The sequence below is a fragment of the Streptomyces sp. SYP-A7185 genome (assembly GCF_046103685.1).
Taxonomy (GTDB): Bacteria; Actinomycetota; Actinomycetes; order Streptomycetales; family Streptomycetaceae; genus Streptomyces.
Genome location: NZ_CP122310.1, coordinates 5,830,754 through 5,847,636, shown reverse-complemented (window position 1 = coordinate 5,847,636; position 16,883 = coordinate 5,830,754). Strand labels below are relative to the sequence as shown.

General features: G+C 71.8%; 17 protein-coding genes. 13 read left to right on the top strand and 4 right to left on the bottom strand.

The features are described from left to right. Positions 1 to 104: 104 nt before the first annotated feature. Complete coding sequence (locus QBL25_RS25760; RefSeq protein WP_409059336.1) at positions 105 to 1,553, bottom strand: NAD(P)H-quinone dehydrogenase; 1,449 nt, start codon at positions 1,551 to 1,553, stop codon at positions 105 to 107. Between the two features lie 118 nt (positions 1,554 to 1,671). Between QBL25_RS25760 and QBL25_RS25755 the strand changes: the two genes are divergently transcribed. The 4 genes from QBL25_RS25755 (at position 1,672) to QBL25_RS25740 (ending at position 6,441) form a co-directional block, all read left to right on the top strand. Continuing rightward, positions 1,672 to 2,109, top strand: coding sequence for a gamma-glutamylcyclotransferase (locus QBL25_RS25755; RefSeq protein WP_249588135.1), 438 nt, complete (start codon positions 1,672 to 1,674; stop codon positions 2,107 to 2,109). Positions 2,110 to 2,233: 124 nt separating this feature from the next. After that, a complete protein-coding gene (locus tag QBL25_RS25750; RefSeq protein WP_409059335.1) occupies positions 2,234 to 3,058 on the top strand; it encodes a purine-nucleoside phosphorylase in 825 nt (274 codons plus the stop codon). Between the two features lie 362 nt (positions 3,059 to 3,420). Beyond that, positions 3,421 to 5,055, top strand: coding sequence for a phospho-sugar mutase (locus tag QBL25_RS25745; protein ID WP_409062777.1), 1,635 nt, complete (start codon positions 3,421 to 3,423; stop codon positions 5,053 to 5,055). Between the two features lie 141 nt (positions 5,056 to 5,196). Beyond that, positions 5,197 to 6,441 carry a glycosyltransferase family 39 protein gene (locus QBL25_RS25740; protein WP_409059334.1) on the top strand — a complete coding sequence of 415 codons (1,245 nt, stop codon included), beginning with the start codon at positions 5,197 to 5,199 and terminating at the stop codon, positions 6,439 to 6,441. A gap of 59 nt (positions 6,442 to 6,500) precedes the next feature. Here the strand turns inward: QBL25_RS25740 and QBL25_RS25735 are convergent, their stop codons facing one another. Then, positions 6,501 to 7,136: a PH domain-containing protein gene (locus QBL25_RS25735; RefSeq protein ID WP_409059333.1), complete on the bottom strand. Its 636-nt coding sequence runs from the start codon at positions 7,134 to 7,136 to the stop codon at positions 6,501 to 6,503. A 134-nt stretch (positions 7,137 to 7,270) separates the two neighbouring features. On the opposite strand from QBL25_RS25735, the gene deoC reads away from it, so the two are divergent. From deoC to QBL25_RS25720, 3 genes are read left to right on the top strand one after another with little or no spacing between them, the layout of a single operon-like run. After that, entirely contained in the window at positions 7,271 to 8,227 is a 957-nt protein-coding gene (deoC, locus tag QBL25_RS25730) for a deoxyribose-phosphate aldolase (protein ID WP_409062776.1), read from the top strand. Between the two features lie 3 nt (positions 8,228 to 8,230). Beyond that, entirely contained in the window at positions 8,231 to 9,670 is a 1,440-nt protein-coding gene (locus QBL25_RS25725) for an aldehyde dehydrogenase family protein (RefSeq protein WP_409059332.1), read from the top strand. Further along, the gene (locus tag QBL25_RS25720; RefSeq protein WP_409059331.1) at positions 9,663 to 10,553 is read left to right on the top strand and encodes an aldehyde dehydrogenase family protein; all 891 of its coding nucleotides are present in this window, start codon (positions 9,663 to 9,665) and stop codon (positions 10,551 to 10,553) included. The genes QBL25_RS25725 and QBL25_RS25720 overlap by 8 nt, the downstream gene beginning before the upstream one ends. 104 nt (positions 10,554 to 10,657) lie before the next feature. Here the strand turns inward: QBL25_RS25720 and QBL25_RS25715 are convergent, their stop codons facing one another. Continuing rightward, positions 10,658 to 11,062 (bottom strand): hypothetical protein, encoded by a 405-nt coding sequence (locus QBL25_RS25715; RefSeq protein WP_409059330.1) that lies wholly within the window; start codon positions 11,060 to 11,062, stop codon positions 10,658 to 10,660. Between the two features lie 123 nt (positions 11,063 to 11,185). Between QBL25_RS25715 and QBL25_RS25710 the strand changes: the two genes are divergently transcribed. Then, positions 11,186 to 11,824, top strand: coding sequence for a uridine kinase (locus QBL25_RS25710; protein WP_409059329.1), 639 nt, complete (start codon positions 11,186 to 11,188; stop codon positions 11,822 to 11,824). Positions 11,825 to 12,036: 212 nt separating this feature from the next. On the opposite strand, the gene QBL25_RS25705 is transcribed toward QBL25_RS25710, so the two are convergent. Next, positions 12,037 to 12,816, bottom strand: coding sequence for a SigE family RNA polymerase sigma factor (locus tag QBL25_RS25705; RefSeq protein WP_409059328.1), 780 nt, complete (start codon positions 12,814 to 12,816; stop codon positions 12,037 to 12,039). A 213-nt stretch (positions 12,817 to 13,029) separates the two neighbouring features. Here QBL25_RS25705 and afsQ1 point away from each other — a divergent pair, with 213 nt between their 5' ends. From afsQ1 to QBL25_RS25680, 5 genes are all read left to right on the top strand, one after another. Continuing rightward, complete coding sequence (gene afsQ1 / locus QBL25_RS25700) at positions 13,030 to 13,707, top strand: two-component system response regulator AfsQ1 (protein WP_030779097.1); 678 nt, start codon at positions 13,030 to 13,032, stop codon at positions 13,705 to 13,707. Beyond that, positions 13,605 to 15,284, top strand: a complete 1,680-nt coding sequence (locus QBL25_RS25695; protein ID WP_409059327.1) for an ATP-binding protein — start codon at positions 13,605 to 13,607, stop codon at positions 15,282 to 15,284. The genes afsQ1 and QBL25_RS25695 overlap by 103 nt, the downstream gene beginning before the upstream one ends. Then, positions 15,281 to 15,883 (top strand): hypothetical protein, encoded by a 603-nt coding sequence (locus tag QBL25_RS25690; protein WP_409059326.1) that lies wholly within the window; start codon positions 15,281 to 15,283, stop codon positions 15,881 to 15,883. The genes QBL25_RS25695 and QBL25_RS25690 overlap by 4 nt, the downstream gene beginning before the upstream one ends. A 54-nt stretch (positions 15,884 to 15,937) precedes the next feature. Continuing rightward, positions 15,938 to 16,528, top strand: a complete 591-nt coding sequence (locus QBL25_RS25685; RefSeq protein ID WP_409059325.1) for a VanZ family protein — start codon at positions 15,938 to 15,940, stop codon at positions 16,526 to 16,528. A gap of 89 nt (positions 16,529 to 16,617) precedes the next feature. Further along, complete coding sequence (locus QBL25_RS25680; protein WP_160506836.1) at positions 16,618 to 16,821, top strand: PspC domain-containing protein; 204 nt, start codon at positions 16,618 to 16,620, stop codon at positions 16,819 to 16,821. The last annotated feature ends 62 nt before the right edge of the window (positions 16,822 to 16,883 follow it).

Genomic DNA, 16,883 nt, shown 5'->3' with positions numbered 1-16,883 from the left:
CGCCTATGCCGGGCGAATGGGCGACGACAGCCCGTGACCTGCGGGGAGTTGTTACCCCGGACCGACTCCGATCATTCGGCGTTCAACCGACGATCGGTCCGCGATCAGGCTTCGCCCGCCGACTTCCGGGTGTGCAGCTGCCGGGCGACCTCGGCGATCGAGCCCGAAAGGGAGGGATACACGGTGAACGCATTCGCGATCTGCTCGACCGTCAGATTGTTGTCGACCGCGATCGAGATGGGGTGGATCAGTTCCGAAGCGCGCGGCGCGACGACCACACCGCCCACCACGATGCCCGTACCGGGACGGCAGAAGATCTTGACGAAGCCGTCGCGGATGCCCTGCATCTTCGCGCGCGGGTTGCGCAGGAGCGGCAGCTTGACGACGCGGGCGTCGATCTTGCCGCCGTCGACGTCGGACTGGCTGTAGCCGACGGTCGCGATCTCGGGGTCGGTGAAGACGTTCGACGACACGGTCTTCAGGTTCAGCGGCTGCACCGCGTCGCCCAGGAAGTGGTACATCGCGATGCGCCCCTGCATGGCGGCGACGGAGGCCAGCGCGAAGATCCCGGTGACGTCACCGGCGGCGTACACGCCCGGCGCGGAGGTGCGCGAGACCTTGTCGGTCCAGATGTGCCCGGAGTCCTTGAGCTTGACCCCGGCCTCCTCCAGGCCCATGCCGCTGCTGTTCGGGATGGCGCCGACGGCCATCAGGCAGTGCGTGCCGGAGATGACGCGGCCGTCGTTGAGCGTGACCTCGACCCGGTCGCCCACGCGCTTGGCGGAGGCGGCGCGCGAGCGGGACATGACGTTCATGCCGCGGCGCCGGAAGACGTCCTCCAGGACCGCGGCGGCGTCCGGGTCCTCACCCGGCAGCACGCGGTCGCGGCTGGAGACGAGCGTGACGTTCGAACCGAGGGCCTGGTAGGCACCGGCGAACTCCGCGCCGGTGACACCGGAGCCGACCACGATGAGCTCCTCCGGGAGCTCGTCCAGGTCGTACACCTGCGTCCAGTTCAGGATCCGCTCGCCGTCGGGCTGCGCGTCCGGGACCTCGCGCGGGTGCCCGCCGGTGGCGATCAGGACGGCGTCGGCGACGAGGGTCTCCTCGGTGCCGTCGGCCGCGCGCACGACGACCTTGCGCGAGCCGTCCGTGTCCTGCTGGCCCTCCAGACGGCCGCGGCCGCGCAGCACGCGCGCGCCCGCCCGCGTGACGGACGCGGTGATGTCGTGGGACTGGGCGAGCGCGAGGCGCTTCACACGGCGGTTGACCTTGCCCAGGTCGACGCCGACGACGCGCGCCGGGGTGTCGATGTGCGGGGTGTCGTCCGCGACGATGATGCCGAGCTCCTCGTACGAGGAGTCGAAGCTGGTCATCACCTCGGCCGTGGCGATCAGAGTCTTCGACGGGACGCAGTCGGTGAGCACCGACGCCCCGCCCAGACCGTCGCAGTCGACGACGGTCACCTCCGCGCCGAGCTGGGCGGCAACGAGTGCCGCCTCGTATCCGCCGGGTCCGCCGCCAATGATCACGATCCGAGTCACGTACTCCATTGTCCCGCACGCTTCAAGGTGCTTCGCCCCGGGGGCTCCATCCGGGCCGTTCTCCCCGCGAGCAGGGCACTTCCGTGACGGAAGTGACGCACGCGTCGCCTGCCGTACCCTCGACGACATGTCGCTCTACGCCGCGTACGCCGGCAATCTGGATCCGCGGCTCATGTCCCGCCGCGCCCCGCACTCGCCGCTGCGCCAGACGGGCTGGCTGAACGGCTGGCGGCTGACGTTCGGCGGGGAGCACATGGGGTGGGAGGGCGCGCTGGCCACCATCGTGGAGGCGCCCCGCTCACAGGTCTTCGTCACGCTCTACGACGTCGCCCCCATGGACGAGGACTCCATGGACCGCTGGGAGGGCGTGGGGCTCGACATCTACCGCAGGATGCGGGTGCGGGTGCACACCCTGGACGGCGAGGAACCCGCCTGGGTGTACGTCCTCAACGGATACGAGGGCGGCCTGCCGTCGGCGCGCTACCTGGGGGAGCTGGCCGACGCGGCGGAGACGGCGGGGGCGCCGCACGACTATGTGATGGAGCTCAGGAAGCGGCCCTGTTAGGCGCCTGCCTCGATCGGCTCTTTCCGTCTCCGGGGGCTCTCGTCGGAAACGACAAGACAACGATCCGAATCCCGTGAGCATCGTCATCTACGCGCGTAGGGCGTGAGCGGCTACTCTCGTCCGCGTGAACGCTTCAGTTATTCCGGACGACATCCAGGGCGACCCCTACGCCGCCGCCGACACCGCCGCCGCGCGCCTGCGTGAGCTGACGGGCGCCGAGACCCACGACGTAGCCCTGGTGATGGGCTCCGGCTGGGCGCCGGCGGTGGACGCGCTCGGCGCGCCCGACGCCGAGTTCCCCGTCACCGACCTGCCCGGCTTCCCGATGCCGGCGGTCCAGGGGCACGGCGGCCGCATCCGATCCATCAAGATCGGTGAGAAGCGCGCCCTCGTCTTCCTGGGCCGCACCCACTACTACGAGGGCCGTGGCGTCGCCGCCGTCGCGCACGGCGTGCGCACCGCGGTGGCCGCGGGCTGCAAGACGATCGTGCTGACGAACGGCTGCGGCGGTCTGCGCGAGGGCATGCGCCCCGGTCAGCCGGTCCTGATCAGCGATCACCTCAACCTGACGGCCACCTCGCCGATCGTCGGCGCGAACTTCGTGGACCTGACGGATCTGTACTCGCCGCGGCTGCGCACCCTGTGCAAGGAGATCGACCCCTCCCTGGAGGAGGGCGTCTACGCGCAGTTCCCCGGCCCGCACTACGAGACCCCGGCCGAGATCCACATGGCCCGCACGATCGGTGCGGACCTGGTGGGCATGTCGACGGTCCTCGAGGCGATCGCCGCACGCGAGGCGGGCGCGGAGGTGCTGGGCATCTCCCTGGTCACGAACCTCGCCGCGGGCATGACGGGTGAGCCCCTGAACCACGAGGAGGTGCTCCAGGCGGGCCGCGACAGCGCCACCCGCATGGGAGAGCTCCTGGGCAAGGTCCTGAACCGCGTTTAGCGGGCGGGGGCGCCTTGCCTGGCAGGGCGCCTTGGCTGGGCCTCGCCTTGCCCGGCGTGCTTCTTGCCCCCCGGCTGTGCTTGGCGGCCCGTAGCCGGGGTGCCCGCACATGCTTTCCCGCCCGCCCACCCGTTTGCCCGGCGGTGGAACAGGGGGGTGCACCCCCCTGGCACCCCGGGCTTTCCCGCCCGCCGTTGCGCACCCCCCGTCACCCCGGGGTAATCGGGTGGGTGGGCGGGAAAGATCCGTCGCGCAGCGGCGGGACAGGAGCGACCGCCGGACCCGCACCGGCCCACACGCGAAACGCCCCCCGCAGGGGACCCGCACTAATAACTCCGCATACGAGAGGCTGACGTCACGTGCTGGACGACTCTGAACTCATCGCGCGGGCCCAGGCCTGGCTGGCCGAGGACCCGGACCCCGAGACCCGCGAGGAACTCGCGAAGCTCATCGACGCCGAGGACACCGAAGAGCTGGCGGCCCGCTTCAGCGGGACCCTCCAGTTCGGCACCGCCGGCCTCCGCGGCGAACTCGGCGCGGGCCCCATGCGCATGAACCGCTCCGTGGTCGTCCGCGCCGCCGCCGGCCTCGCCGCGTACCTCAAGGACAAGGGCCGGACCGGCGGTCTGGTCGTCGTCGGCTACGACGCCCGCCACAAGTCCGCGGACTTCGCGCGCGACACGGCCGCCGTCATGACCGGCGCCGGACTCCGGGCCGCCGTCCTGCCCCGCCCGCTCCCCACCCCCGTGCTCGCCTTCGCCATACGGCACCTCGGCGCGGTCGCGGGCGTGGAGGTGACGGCGAGCCACAACCCGCCGCGCGACAACGGCTACAAGGTCTATCTGGGCGACGGCTCCCAGATCGTCCCGCCCGCGGACGCGGAGATCGCGGCCCGGATCGACGCGGTCGCCACCCTGCACGACGTCCCCCGTCCCGACAGCGGCTGGGAAACCCTCGGGGACGACGTCCTGGAGGCCTACCTGGCCCGCACGGACGCCGTCCTGTCCCCGGGCTCCCCCCGTACGGCCCGCACCGTCTACACGGCGATGCACGGCGTCGGCAAGGAGACCCTCCTCGCGGCGTTCGCCCGGGCGGGCTTCCCCGCCCCCGTCCTCGTCGCCGAACAGGCCGAGCCCGACCCGGACTTCCCCACGGTCGCCTTCCCCAACCCGGAGGAGCCGGGCGCGATGGACCTGTCCTTCGCGACGGCCCGCGCGGCGGACCCGGACCTGATCATCGCCAACGACCCGGACGCGGACCGCTGTGCCGCGGCGGTCAAGGACGGGGCGGACTGGCGCATGCTCCGGGGCGACGAGGTCGGCGCGCTCCTGGCGGCCCACCTCGTGCGCCGCGGCGCCCGCGGCACCTTCGCCGAGTCGATCGTCTCCTCGTCCCTGCTGGGCCGGATCGCCGGGAAGGCGGGCCTCCCGTACGAGGAGACCCTCACCGGCTTCAAGTGGATCGCCCGCGTGGACGGCCTGCGCTACGGCTACGAGGAGGCCCTCGGCTACTGCGTGGACCCCGAAGGGGTACGCGACAAGGACGGCATCACGGCGGCGCTCCTGCTCACCGAGCTGGCGTCCGAGCTCAAGGAGCAGGGCCGCACGCTCCTCGACCTCCTGGACGACCTGGCCGTGGAGCACGGTCTGCACGCCACCGACCAGCTGTCGGTCCGCGTGGAGGACCTCTCCCTGATCGCGGACGCGATGCGCCGCCTGCGCGAGCAGCCCCCGACGTCGCTCGCGGGCCTGCCCGTGACGAAGGCCGAGGACCTGACGCGCGGCACGGAGACGCTGCCGCCCACGGACGGCCTGCGCTACACGCTGGACGGCGCCCGCGTCATCGTCCGCCCGAGCGGCACGGAGCCGAAACTGAAGTGCTACCTGGAGGTGGTCGTCCCGGTGCCGGAGCGGTCCGCCCTGCCCGCCGCCCGCTCCGAGGCCGCGGAACGCCTCGCGACCATCAAGCGCGACCTGTCCGCCGCCGCGGGCATCTAGCGACCCGCGCGGGCGGGTGGCGCAGGGCCGCCACCCGTCCGAGTGGTTGAGTCGGCGCAGCCGCCGCAGCTCTCTCGTGCGCTGCCGGTCCCCCGGGAAGGGTGACCGGCAGCGCACGATCACGTTCCAGGAGCTGCCGCAGTGCCGTACGGACCCTCCCCAGAGACCTCGACCGCGTCGGTGCCCGCCGCCGGACCCCGGATCGTCTCCCCGGCCCGCCGCCCCCGCAGCGCCCCGGGACGGCCCCCGGACCGCCCGGCGCGCGTCGCCCGCGCCCTGCGGCACGCCTCGCCCGCACTCCTCGCGTATGCCGCCGTACGCCTCTTCGGCGCCCTGGTGTTCGCCCTCTGGGCCCGGGGGGAGCGCCGGGACGTCTGGCATCTTCTCGCGGAGTCGTGGGACTGCGACTGGTATCTGAAGATCGCCGACCAGGGGTACGCGCACACCCTGGGGACGCAGGTCGACGCGAACAACCTCGCCTTCTTCCCGCTGCACTCCCTGCTCATCAGGGCGGGCAGCCTGGTCGTGCCGGAGCCGCGCGGCGCGGTGGGGCTCGCGGTCTCCGTCGGCTGCTCGTTCCTGGCGGCGTGGGGGATCTTCGCGGTGGGCGAGCGCCTGTACGGCCGCAGGACCGGCGTCCTGCTCGCCGCCCTCTGGGGGTCGCTCCCCGTCGCTCTCGTGCAGTGGATGGGCTACACGGAGTCCCTCTTCACGGCGCTCGCCGCCTGGTCCCTGTACGCCGTGCTCACCGGCCGCTGGATCTGGGCGGGCGCGCTGGCCGCGCTCGCGGGCCTGACCCGCCCGACGGGCGTGGCGCTCGCGGCGGCCGTCTCCCTGACGGCGCTGCTCGCACTGGTCCGGCGCCGCGGGCTCCTGCGCCGGGGGGAGGCCCCGCGTGCCCTCCTGGGCGCCCTGCTCGCCCCGCTCGGCTGGCTCTCGTACGTCGGCTGGGTGGGGCTGCGCCTGGGCCGCTGGGACGGGTACTTCGCCGTGCAGGAGCTGTGGCACAACGAGTGGGACGGCGGGGTGGGGACGTGGCGGACCGTGCGGGACCTGCTGTCGGCCCAGCGCCCGCAGCTGTTCCTGATCATGGTGACGGCGACGCTGCTGGCGTCAGCGGTCCTGTACGTCCTGTCGGTGGGCGACCGGCAGCCGCTGCCGCTGCTGGTCTTCACGGGACTGCTGCTCCTGATCGTGCTCGGCAGCAAGGGGGTCTACTTCCCCCGGGCGCGCTTCCTGCTCCCCGGCTTCCCGCTGCTGCTGCCGCTCGCGGTGGCCCTGGCCCGCGCCCGCACGCAGGTCGCCGTGACGGTGCTGACGGCCGCGGCCCTGACGTCGGCGGCGTTCGGGGGCCACATGCTGCTGGCGTGGATGGGCCCGCCGTAGGGAGGCACGGGAGCGGGAGTCCTCCTGGTTCCTGGTTCCGGGCTCCTGGGTGCCAGGCCTCAGGCGACGGCGAGCACGACCGCGAGCAGCACCGCTCCGGCCACGGCCGGGGCGATGATCTCGTACCCCCAGCGGACCACGGGCTCGCCCTGCGCGGACAGCGCACCGGCCCGCTGCTCGGAGAGGTCGCGCAGGTCGTCCATGATCTGGTCGCCGGCGGCGCGCAGGGAGTCCGGGTGCCCGGGGTGATGCGCGGTCGCGACGCTCGGGTCGCCCGCTGCGGCCCCCTGCGACTTCCTGCGGGCGACCTTCTTGCGGCCCCTCAGGGAGACGGGGATGGCCCAGAGCTGGTACTTGGTGCCCGACTGGGTGAAGACCTCGTTCGAGTACCCGGAGCGCAGCCCCGAGACCGACGCCCACGGGAGCGTGATGGTCCGGAAGGGGTTGCGGATGCGCAGCCGGTCGTCGTTGGCGTACACGGCGGGGCGCACGGTGAAGGCGACGACGAGCGGCACCGCGAGGAGCAGTCCGGCGAGTGCGAGCCACGGGGTGCGGCCCTCCCCCCGGATGATCGCGTCGATGCCGAGCCAGCCGCCGAGGGCGAGCAGCAGGACGCCTCCGGCGATACCGCCGGACGACCGGAAGGTCCGGTCCTTGTACTGGGGCTCCGCCGCGGAGGGCTGGGGGTCGGTCATACCCCTGATTCTGCCTGAACCCGCCGGGAGGCCCTCAGGGGCGCCCTCACAAAGCGCGGGCGCCCCGGCCGGGACCCACCCCGACCCACCCCCTGTACAGCCGCTACGCGCGTAGATATGCTCCCCTCGTGACCATGCCCACTGCACCCGCAACTCCGCACGCACTGTCCGACGCCACCGCGTCGGACCGCACGCTGCGCCGCTTTCTCCACGGGCTGCCCGGCGTCGACACGGTCGGCCTCGAGGCGCGTGCCGCGGCGCTCGGCACCCGTTCGATCAAGAGCACGGCGAAGGCGTACGCCATCGATCTCGCCATCTCCATGATCGACCTGACGACGCTGGAGGGCGCCGACACCCCGGGCAAGGTCCGGGCGCTCGGCGCGAAGGCCGTGAACCCCGATCCGACCGACCGCGGCACACCACGGACCGCCGCGGTCTGCGTCTATCCGGACATGGTGGCCACCGCCAAGGAAGCCGTCGGCGACAGCGGGGTCAAGGTCGCCTCCGTCGCGACCGCCTTCCCCGCGGGCCGCGCCGCCATCGACGTGAAGCTCGGTGACGTCCGCGAGGCCGTCGCGGCGGGTGCCGACGAGATCGACATGGTCATCGACCGCGGCGCCTTCCTCGCGGGCGACTACATGACGGTGTTCGAGCAGATCCGCGCCGTCAAGGAAGCCTCCGGCGAGGCCCGCCTCAAGGTCATCTTCGAGACCGGCGAGCTGTCGACGTACGACAACATCCGCCGCGCCTCCTGGATCGGCATGCTCGCGGGCGCCGACTTCATCAAGACCTCGACCGGCAAGGTCGGCGTCAACGCCACCCCCGCCAACACCCTCCTGATGCTGGAGGCCGTGCGCGACTTCCGCGAGCAGACCGGGGTGCAGATCGGGGTGAAGCCCGCGGGCGGCATCCGCACCTCCAAGGACGCGATCAAGTTCCTCGTCCTGGTGAACGAGACCGCGGGCGGGGACTGGCTGGACAACCACTGGTTCCGCTTCGGCGCCTCGTCGCTCCTCAACGACCTGCTGATGCAGCGCCAGAAGCTGGCCACGGGCCGCTACTCCGGCCCCGACTACGTCACGGTGGACTGACCTATGACTACCTCGCCCTTCGAGTACGCCCCCGCGCCGGAGTCCCGCTCCGTCGTCGACATCAAGCCGTCGTACGGCCTGTTCATCGACGGCGAGTTCGTGGAGGCCGCCGACGGCAAGGTCTTCAAGACCGTCTCGCCCTCCACCGAAGAGGTCCTCTCCGAGGTCGCGCGGGCCTCGTCCGAGGACGTCGACCGTGCGGTGAAGGCCGCCCGCAAGGCCTTCGAGAAGTGGTCGGCGCTGCCGGGCACCGAGCGCGCCAAGTACCTCTTCCGGATCGCCCGGATCATCCAGGAGCGCAGCCGCGAGCTGGCCGTCCTGGAGACCCTGGACAACGGAAAGCCCATCAAGGAGACGCGCGACGCGGACCTCCCGCTGGTCGCCGCGCACTTCTTCTACTACGCGGGCTGGGCCGACAAGCTCGGCCACGCGGGGTACGGCGCCGATCCCCGCCCGCTCGGTGTCGCGGGCCAGGTCATCCCGTGGAACTTCCCGCTCCTGATGCTCGCCTGGAAGATCGCCCCGGCTCTCGCCACGGGCAACACGGTCGTCCTGAAGCCCGCCGAGACCACGCCCCTGAGCGCCCTGTTCTTCGCGGACATCTGCCGCCAGGCGGGCCTGCCCAAGGGCGTCGTCAACATCCTTCCCGGGTACGGCGACGCGGGCGCGGCCCTCACCGCCCACCCGGACGTGGACAAGGTCGCCTTCACCGGCTCGACCGCCGTCGGCAAGGCCATCGCGCGCCAGGTCGCGGGCACGGACAAGAAGGTCACGCTCGAACTGGGCGGCAAGGGCGCCAACATCGTCTTTGACGACGCCCCCGTCGACCAGGCCGTCGAGGGCATCGTCACCGGCATCTTCTTCAACCAGGGCCAGGTCTGCTGCGCCGGATCGCGCCTCCTCGTCCAGGAGTCGGTCCAAGGCGAGGTCCTTGACGCGTTGAAGCGCCGCCTGACCACCCTGCGCCTCGGCGATCCGCTGGACAAGAACACGGACATCGGTGCGATCAACTCCGCCGAGCAGCTCGCCCGCATCACCGCCCTGACCGAGACCGGCGAGGCCGAGGGCGCCGAGCGCTGGTCCGCCCCGTGCGAACTGCCGTCCTCGGGCTACTGGTTCGCGCCGACGCTCTTCACGAACGTCACGCAGGCGCACACGGTCGCACGCGACGAGATCTTCGGCCCGGTGCTCTCGGTGCTGACCTTCCGCACGCCGGAAGAAGCGGTCGCCAAGGCCAACAACACCCAGTACGGCCTCTCCGCGGGCATCTGGACGGAGAAGGGCTCGCGCATCCTCGCGGTCGCCGAGCGCCTCCGTGCGGGCGTCATCTGGGCCAACACGTTCAACAAGTTCGACCCGACCTCGCCCTTCGGCGGCTACAAGGAATCGGGTTACGGCCGCGAGGGCGGTCGCCACGGCCTGGAGGCTTACCTCGATGTCTGAGCAGCGTTTGAGCGTCTTCAAGACCTACAAGCTGTACGTCGGGGGCAAGTTCCCCCGCAGCGAGAGCGGCCGGGTGTACGAAGTGACGGACTCGAAGGACAAGTGGCTGGCCAACGCCCCGCTGTCGTCCCGCAAGGACGGGCGTGACGCGGTCGTGGCCGCGCGCAAGGCGCAGGGCGGCTGGGCCGGCAAGACGGCCTATCTGCGCGGCCAGATCCTCTACCGCGTCGCGGAGATGCTGGAGGGCCGCAGGGACCAGTTCGTCCGCGAGGTCGCCGATGCGGAGGGCCTGTCCAAGTCCAAGGCCGCCGCGGTCGTGGACGCCGCGATCGACCGCTGGGTCTGGTACGCGGGCTGGACCGACAAGATCGCCCAGCTCGCGGGCGGCGGCAACCCCGTCGCGGGCCCGTTCTTCAACCTCTCCTCGCCCGAGCCGACCGGCGTGGTGGCGGTCGTCGCCCCGCAGAAGTCGTCGTTCCTCGGCCTGGTCTCGGTGATCGCCCCGGTGATCGCGACGGGCAACACGGCCGTGGTGATCGCGAGCGAGTCCGCCCCGCTCCCCGCGCTCTCGCTGGGCGAGGTGCTCGCCACCTCCGACCTGCCGGGCGGCGTCGTGAACATCCTGTCCGGCCGGGCGGCGGAGATCGCCCCGTCGCTCGCCGCGCACCAGGACGTGAACGCCATCGACCTGGCGGGCGTCGAGGACGGCGTCCTGGCCAAGGAGCTGGAGATCGCGGCGGCCGACAACTTGAAGCGCGTCGTCCGTCCACAGCCTGTGGACTGGTCGGCCGACCCGGGCACGCACCGTCTGACGGCCTTCCTGGAGACCAAGACGGTCTGGCACCCCACGGGTTCGCTGGGCGCCTCCGGCTCCTCGTACTGAGTCCGCAAGCCCCGCACCCCCGCACCGAGCCGTCCCGCACGGCGAAGCCCCGGCCCTCCTCCGTCCAGGAGGACCGGGGCTCCGCCTTGTCACCGTGGCAGGACCTAGCCGGGCAGCAGCCCCGCGGCGGTGCTCACCACCGGCAGGTCGTTCAGCGAGGCGCCCTTGGCCAGTGGCGCCGTCAGGGGCGCGGTGGAGACCGGCTTGAAGTCCGCGATGCTGGTGCCCACCGCGTTGTCCAGCGGGTCCACGCCGGTGCCCGCGAGCGGGTTGAGCTTCAGGTCCTTGGTGGGGCCGATGCCGCCCGCGGCGACCTCCTGCACCGCCACGAGCATGCCCTCACCGGCCGCCGGCAGGTTGTCGGACGCGGGAGCCGCGGGTGCCGCCGGTGCGGCGCTCGCCGTCGCCGCACCGCCGATGCCGAGCGCGGTGCCCGCGACGGTGACCGTGAGGCCCGCCCGCAGCAGTGCGCGGGAGAGGTGCTTGGAGGCTGTTGCGTGCCGTGCCATGGGTACCGCCCGAATCCTCTTGGGTAATCAGATGCGCACGTAGCGTAGTTGAGGGGGGTTGCGGGCACCAAAGCCCTACCCTTCGGGTCCCCTGGGCGGCGCAATGCAGCACACTGTTCTCTCGTGAGTTCCCATCCCCCGATACCCACCCGAGTCGTGCTGCTCGCCGGTCCCTCGGGCTCAGGCAAGTCGTCGTTCGCCGTCCGCTCCGGGCTGCCCGTCCTGTGCCTCGACGACTTCTACAAGGAGGGCGACGATCCGACGCTGCCGCAGGTCCCCGGCAGCACGGACATCGACTGGGACTCCCCCGCCTCCTGGGACACGGAGGCCGCCCTCGCCGCGATCGACGAGCTGTGCCGTACGGGACGTACGCGCGTCCCCGTCTACGACATCGCCACCAGCTCGCGCACGGGCGAGACCACGCTGGACATCGAGCGCACGCCGCTGTTCATCGCCGAGGGGATCTTCGCCGCCGACATCGTGGAGCGGTGCCGGGCGGCCGGTGTGCTCGCCGACGCGATCTGCCTGCGGGGACGGCCGTCCACCACGTTCCGGCGGCGGCTGCTGCGTGACCTGCGCGAAGGCCGCAAGTCCGTGGCCTTCCTGCTGCGGCGCGGCTGGCGGCTGATGCGGGCCGAGCGCGCGATCGTCGCCCGGCACACCGCGCTGGGCGCGCACCCCTGCGGCAAGGACGAGGCCCTGGGCCGGCTCGCGGCGGCCGCCGCCGGACGGTGCGTGAAGGCCGGCGCCGAGGCGGCGTAACCGGCACGGGGGTGCGGGATCCGCGCGGCCCGGCGGTCGCCCGGACCACCGGGCCGGAGCCGGGCGGCCGTGCACAGCAGAAGGACCGGAAAGACCCCCCGGCCTTCCGGTCCCGCCACTTTTCCCCCGTGGATCCCCCGTGATCCCCGTTTTCCCCCGTGGATCCCCCCACTTCCGCCGCTTCCCCCCGGGAGCGGCGGCCCCCATGATCCCTAGGCGACCAACTCGCCGAAGGACTCTTCCTGGTCACGGCCGAAGCTGAGGACGTCGTCCTCGCGCAGCCGGCGCAGGGAGCGCCAGATGCTGGACTTGACCGTGCCCACGCTGATGTCGAGGATGTCGGCGATCTCGGGGTCCGTGCGGCCCTCGTAGTACCGCAGGACCAGCATCGTCCGCTGCAGTTCGGGGAGGCGGGCCAGGGCCTGCCAGAGAACCGCGCGGAGTTCGGTGCCCCGCATCGCGTCCGTGTCGCCCGCTGTCTCCGGCAGCTCCTCGGTCGGGTATTCGTTGAGCTTGCGGCGCCGCCAGGCGCTGATGTGCAGGTTGGTCATGGTCCGGCGGAGGTATCCGCCGACCGCGGCCTTGTCGCTGATCCTGTCCCAGGCGCGGTACGTCGAGAAGAGGGCGCTCTGGAGCAGGTCCTCGGCCTCGAAGCGGTCACCGGTCAGGTGATAGGCGGTTGCGTACAGGGAGGCACGACGCTCCTGGACGTAGGCGGTGAACTCCGCCTCCGACACCGAGGTGCGCTCCCCCGTGTCCTCCCTGTACGCGGCTCCCCCGTGAGCCCCCCCATCGGTTCCCCCGTTGTCCCCGCGGGTCGCCCCCGGGAACGCGTCAACCACCGTCATGTACGCGGTGTGCTGACGCCCGGTGCCGCGAGCGCACCCCCGCCCGCTCACGGCACCGGACTTCTCGTGCCTCTCGGCAGGCCGGATCACGTCGTGGAGACGCGTGATTACTGCGCTTGAGCTGGTGCTGTGCAGTGTGTTCATCTCGCGCCCCCCGTCGGTGGAGTCCGGCTTTTCCGTGTGACCAGAACTCTGCCCGACCCACTTCATGACGGTGTCCGCCGACTGTCACAGGCCTGCAACAGGCGGTCCGTATGTAGGGGAGATGTGAGGATGGGGGCCCTCACCGGCCCTTTGAGGGCCCGGGGAGGCTCCAACAGTCGAACTGTGCCCCTGCCATGGGACAGAATGACGTCCGTGCCTTCCCTGTTGCTGATCGAGGACGACGACGCCATCCGTACGGCCCTTGAGCTTTCGCTCACCCGCCAAGGGCATCGGGTGGCTACTGCTGCCACCGGCGAGGACGGCCTGAAGCTGCTCGGCGAGCAGCGGCCGGACCTGATCGTGCTGGACGTGATGCTGCCGGGCATCGACGGGTTCGAGGTGTGCCGTCGCATCCGGCGCACCGACCAGCTGCCGATCATCCTGCTGACCGCGCGCAGCGATGACATCGACGTGGTCGTCGGACTCGAGTCCGGTGCCGACGACTACGTCGTCAAACCCGTGCAGGGACGGGTGCTCGACGCCCGTATCCGTGCGGTGCTGCGGCGCGGTGAGCGCGAGGCCAACGACGCGGCGACGTTCGGTTCGCTCGTCATCGACCGTGCCGCGATGACCGTCACGAAGAACGGCGAGGACCTCCAGCTCACGCCGACCGAGCTGCGGCTGCTCCTGGAGCTGAGCCGCAGGCCCGGACAGGCCCTGTCGCGGCAGCAGTTGCTGCGTCTGGTGTGGGAGCACGACTACCTCGGCGACTCCCGGCTCGTCGACGCGTGCGTGCAGCGCCTGCGCGCGAAGGTGGAGGACGTGCCGTCCTCGCCGACCCTGATCCGTACGGTGCGTGGCGTCGGCTATCGGCTGGACACTCCTCAGTGACCAAACCGCAGGACAAGCTCCGCGGCTGGGCCGCGGCGCGCAAGGCGATCATGTCGGGGCTGCGCTTCACGAGCCTGCGGCTGCGGCTGGTCGTGGTGTTCGGCCTGGTGGCGCTCACCGCCGCCGTGACGGCGTCCGGCATCGCGTACTGGCTGAACCGCGAGGCGGTCCTGACGCGTGCGCAGGACGCGGCCCTGAAGGACTTCCAGCAGGAGATGCAGACCCGGGCCGGCGCGCTGCCGCCCAACCCGACCCAGGACGAACTCCAGCAGGCCGCGGGCACGATGGCCAACAGCAGCCAGCGCTACAGCGTGCTGTTGATCGGGAAGAACCCCGACGGCGACACGATCGTCGGCTACTCCGACCTGGACGCCTTCACGCTCGCCGACGTGCCCAAGTCGCTGCGCGAGACGGTGAACAAGGAGCAGCCGCTCACCTCCGGCAACAAGAGCCCGTACCACCTGTACTGGCAGCGGACCGTCGACGGCGGCACCCCGTATCTCGTGGGCGGTGCCAAGGTCATCGGCGGCGGTCCGACCGGTTACATGCTCAAGTCCCTGGAGCCCGAGGCGAAGGACCTGAGTTCGCTGGGCTGGTCGCTGGCCATCGCCACGGGGCTCGCGCTGATCGGCTCCGCGCTGCTCGCGCAGGCCGCGGCGACCACCGTGCTCAAACCGGTGCACCGGCTCGGCGTCGCCGCGCGGCGGCTGGGCGAGGGCAAGCTGGACACGCGCCTTCGGGTGTCGGGCACGGACGAACTGGCCGATCTGTCGCGGACGTTCAACCGGACCGCGGAGAGCCTGGAGAAGAAGGTCGACGACATGAGCGCCCGTGACGAGGCGTCGCGGCGCTTCGTCGCCGACATGTCGCACGAGCTGCGTACGCCGCTGACCGCGATCACCGCGGTGACGGAGGTGCTCGAAGAGGAGCTGGACGCCGAGACCGGGTCCGTCGACCCGATGATCGAGCCCGCCGTGCGGCTCGTCGTCAGCGAGACCCGCCGGCTGAACGACCTGGTGGAGAACCTGATGGAGGTCACCCGCTTCGACGCGGGCACGGCCAGGCTCGTCCTGGACCACGTCGACATCGCCGACCAGATCACGGCCTGCATCGACGCCCGTGCCTGGCTCGACGCGGTGGAGCTGGACGCGGAGCGCGGCATCATGGTGCGGCTCGACCCGCGCCGCCTGGACGTCATCCTGGCGAACCTCATCGGCAACGCGCTCAAGCACGGCGGCTCCCCGGTGGAGGTGTCGGTGCGGCTCGCGGGCGAGAAGCTCGTCATCGCGGTGCGTGACGGGGGTCCCGGCATCCCCGAGGACGTGCTGCCGCACGTCTTCGACCGGTTCTACAAGGCGAGCGCGTCCCGGCCGCGGTCGGAGGGCAGCGGGCTGGGGCTCTCCATCGCCTTGGAGAACGCCCACATCCACGGCGGGGAGATCACCGCCGCGAACTCGCCCGAGGGCGGTGCGGTGTTCACGCTGTGGCTGCCGCGCGACCCGTCGGCGCTGCTGCCGCGGGACGAGGCCGCGGAGGGCACGGACGGCGACGACGCCGTCGAGGGAGAGGCACGATGAACCGCCGATGGCCGCGTGCCGTGCTTCTCGCCGCCGCGCTGACCGCGACGCTCGCCGGGTGCGGGATCCGCTCGACGGAGGTGCCGACGGACTTCGGGCCCGGCCCCTCGCGGGTGCCCTGCGTGATGTCCGGGTCGAGCATCGCCTCGCAGTCCACCAGCGGGGTCCCCGTGCAGGTCTTCCTGGTGTGCGCGGCGCAGCTGGTGACCGTGGACCGCTCGGTGCGCATCCCCACCGAGAAGGCGACGACGGACCGGGTCCGGATCGCGCAGGCGCTCCTGGACGAGCTGTCGCAGCCCCCGTCGGCCCCGGAGAAGCAGGCGGGCTTCGCGACCGACGTCCGGGGCGGCACGGTGGTGCGCGGGCCCGGGAAGGGGGATCCCGCGGACGCGCTGCGGTTCAGCACCTCCCCGGAGGATCTTTCGGCGTTCGCACTGGCACAGATCGTGTGCACGTTCGCGGACAGCGCGGCGGCGGGCGACGACCGTGACGTGATCATGGGCGGTCCCGGAGACGCGCCCCTGCGGCGCTACGAGTGCACCCAGGCGGTCCGCCAGCGCCCCGGGACGGTGGCTCCGCCGACGGAGACGGTGAAGTAGCCGAACAAGACAGTCACGGTGTGCGATCAGGACAGTGCCGCGTACCGGGATGAGATGCGCGGAACCGATCCTGCCGCTAGGCGCGTCTTGGGGGGCGTGCGTCAAGGCTCGGGCGGCCACGGGGCCGCCATCCGCTTCCGTGCGACAGGAGGATTCCTCCTCGTCGCGCATCTTCTGTTCGTCGGATGGTTCACGCTGCGTCCCCTGGACGTGCCCTGGGTCAGCGCGGCGAACCTTCAGCCGTTCGCCGGCATCAAGGCGGATCTGGCGCTCGGACCGCTCCAGGCCGCCCGGCAGATAGGCGGTGGTCTGCTCCTCCTGGCCCCGCTCGGCGTGCTGCTTCCGCTCGCCGGTGGCCGGGTCCACGTGTCACCGCTCGGTTCGCTGGTGCGGACGGTCGCGGCGGGCGCGCTGATCTCGCTCGGCATCGAACTGCTCCAGACCGGGGTGCCCGGGCAGGTCGTCGACATCGACTCGCTGTTCCTGAACGGCGTGGGCGTGGCCCTGGTGCATCTGGCCGTGGTGCCCGCGGCCAGGGCCAGACTCCGCCGCCGTACGGACGGGGTGGAGCACGCGCCCCTCCTGCGGGAGGAGGCGTCTCAGGGTCCGACCCCGACGATTCCCAGGGTCGGGATCGCACCCTAGAGCGACGCTTCGTCCGCTTCGCGACCGTAGCTTTGAGTCATCGGGGAAACGCCCCGGACCTCAGCCGCACGGTTCACGAAGGAGCCACCATGACCGCCCTTGCCCGCCCCACCCACGGCCGGATGATCGGCGGAGTGTGCGCCGCCCTCGCCAAGCGCTTCGGTACGTCGGCGACCACGATGCGCGTGATCTTCGTGCTCTCGTGTCTTCTTCCGGGCCCGCAGTTCCTGCTCTACATCGCGCTCTGGGTCCTGTTGCCCTCCGAGGGCAAGGCCAGGCAGGCCGCCTGGTGATCCGGCGGCCCACGCCGTCACCCGTGCACGCCGATGGGGCGCGCCCTTGCGACAAGGGTGCG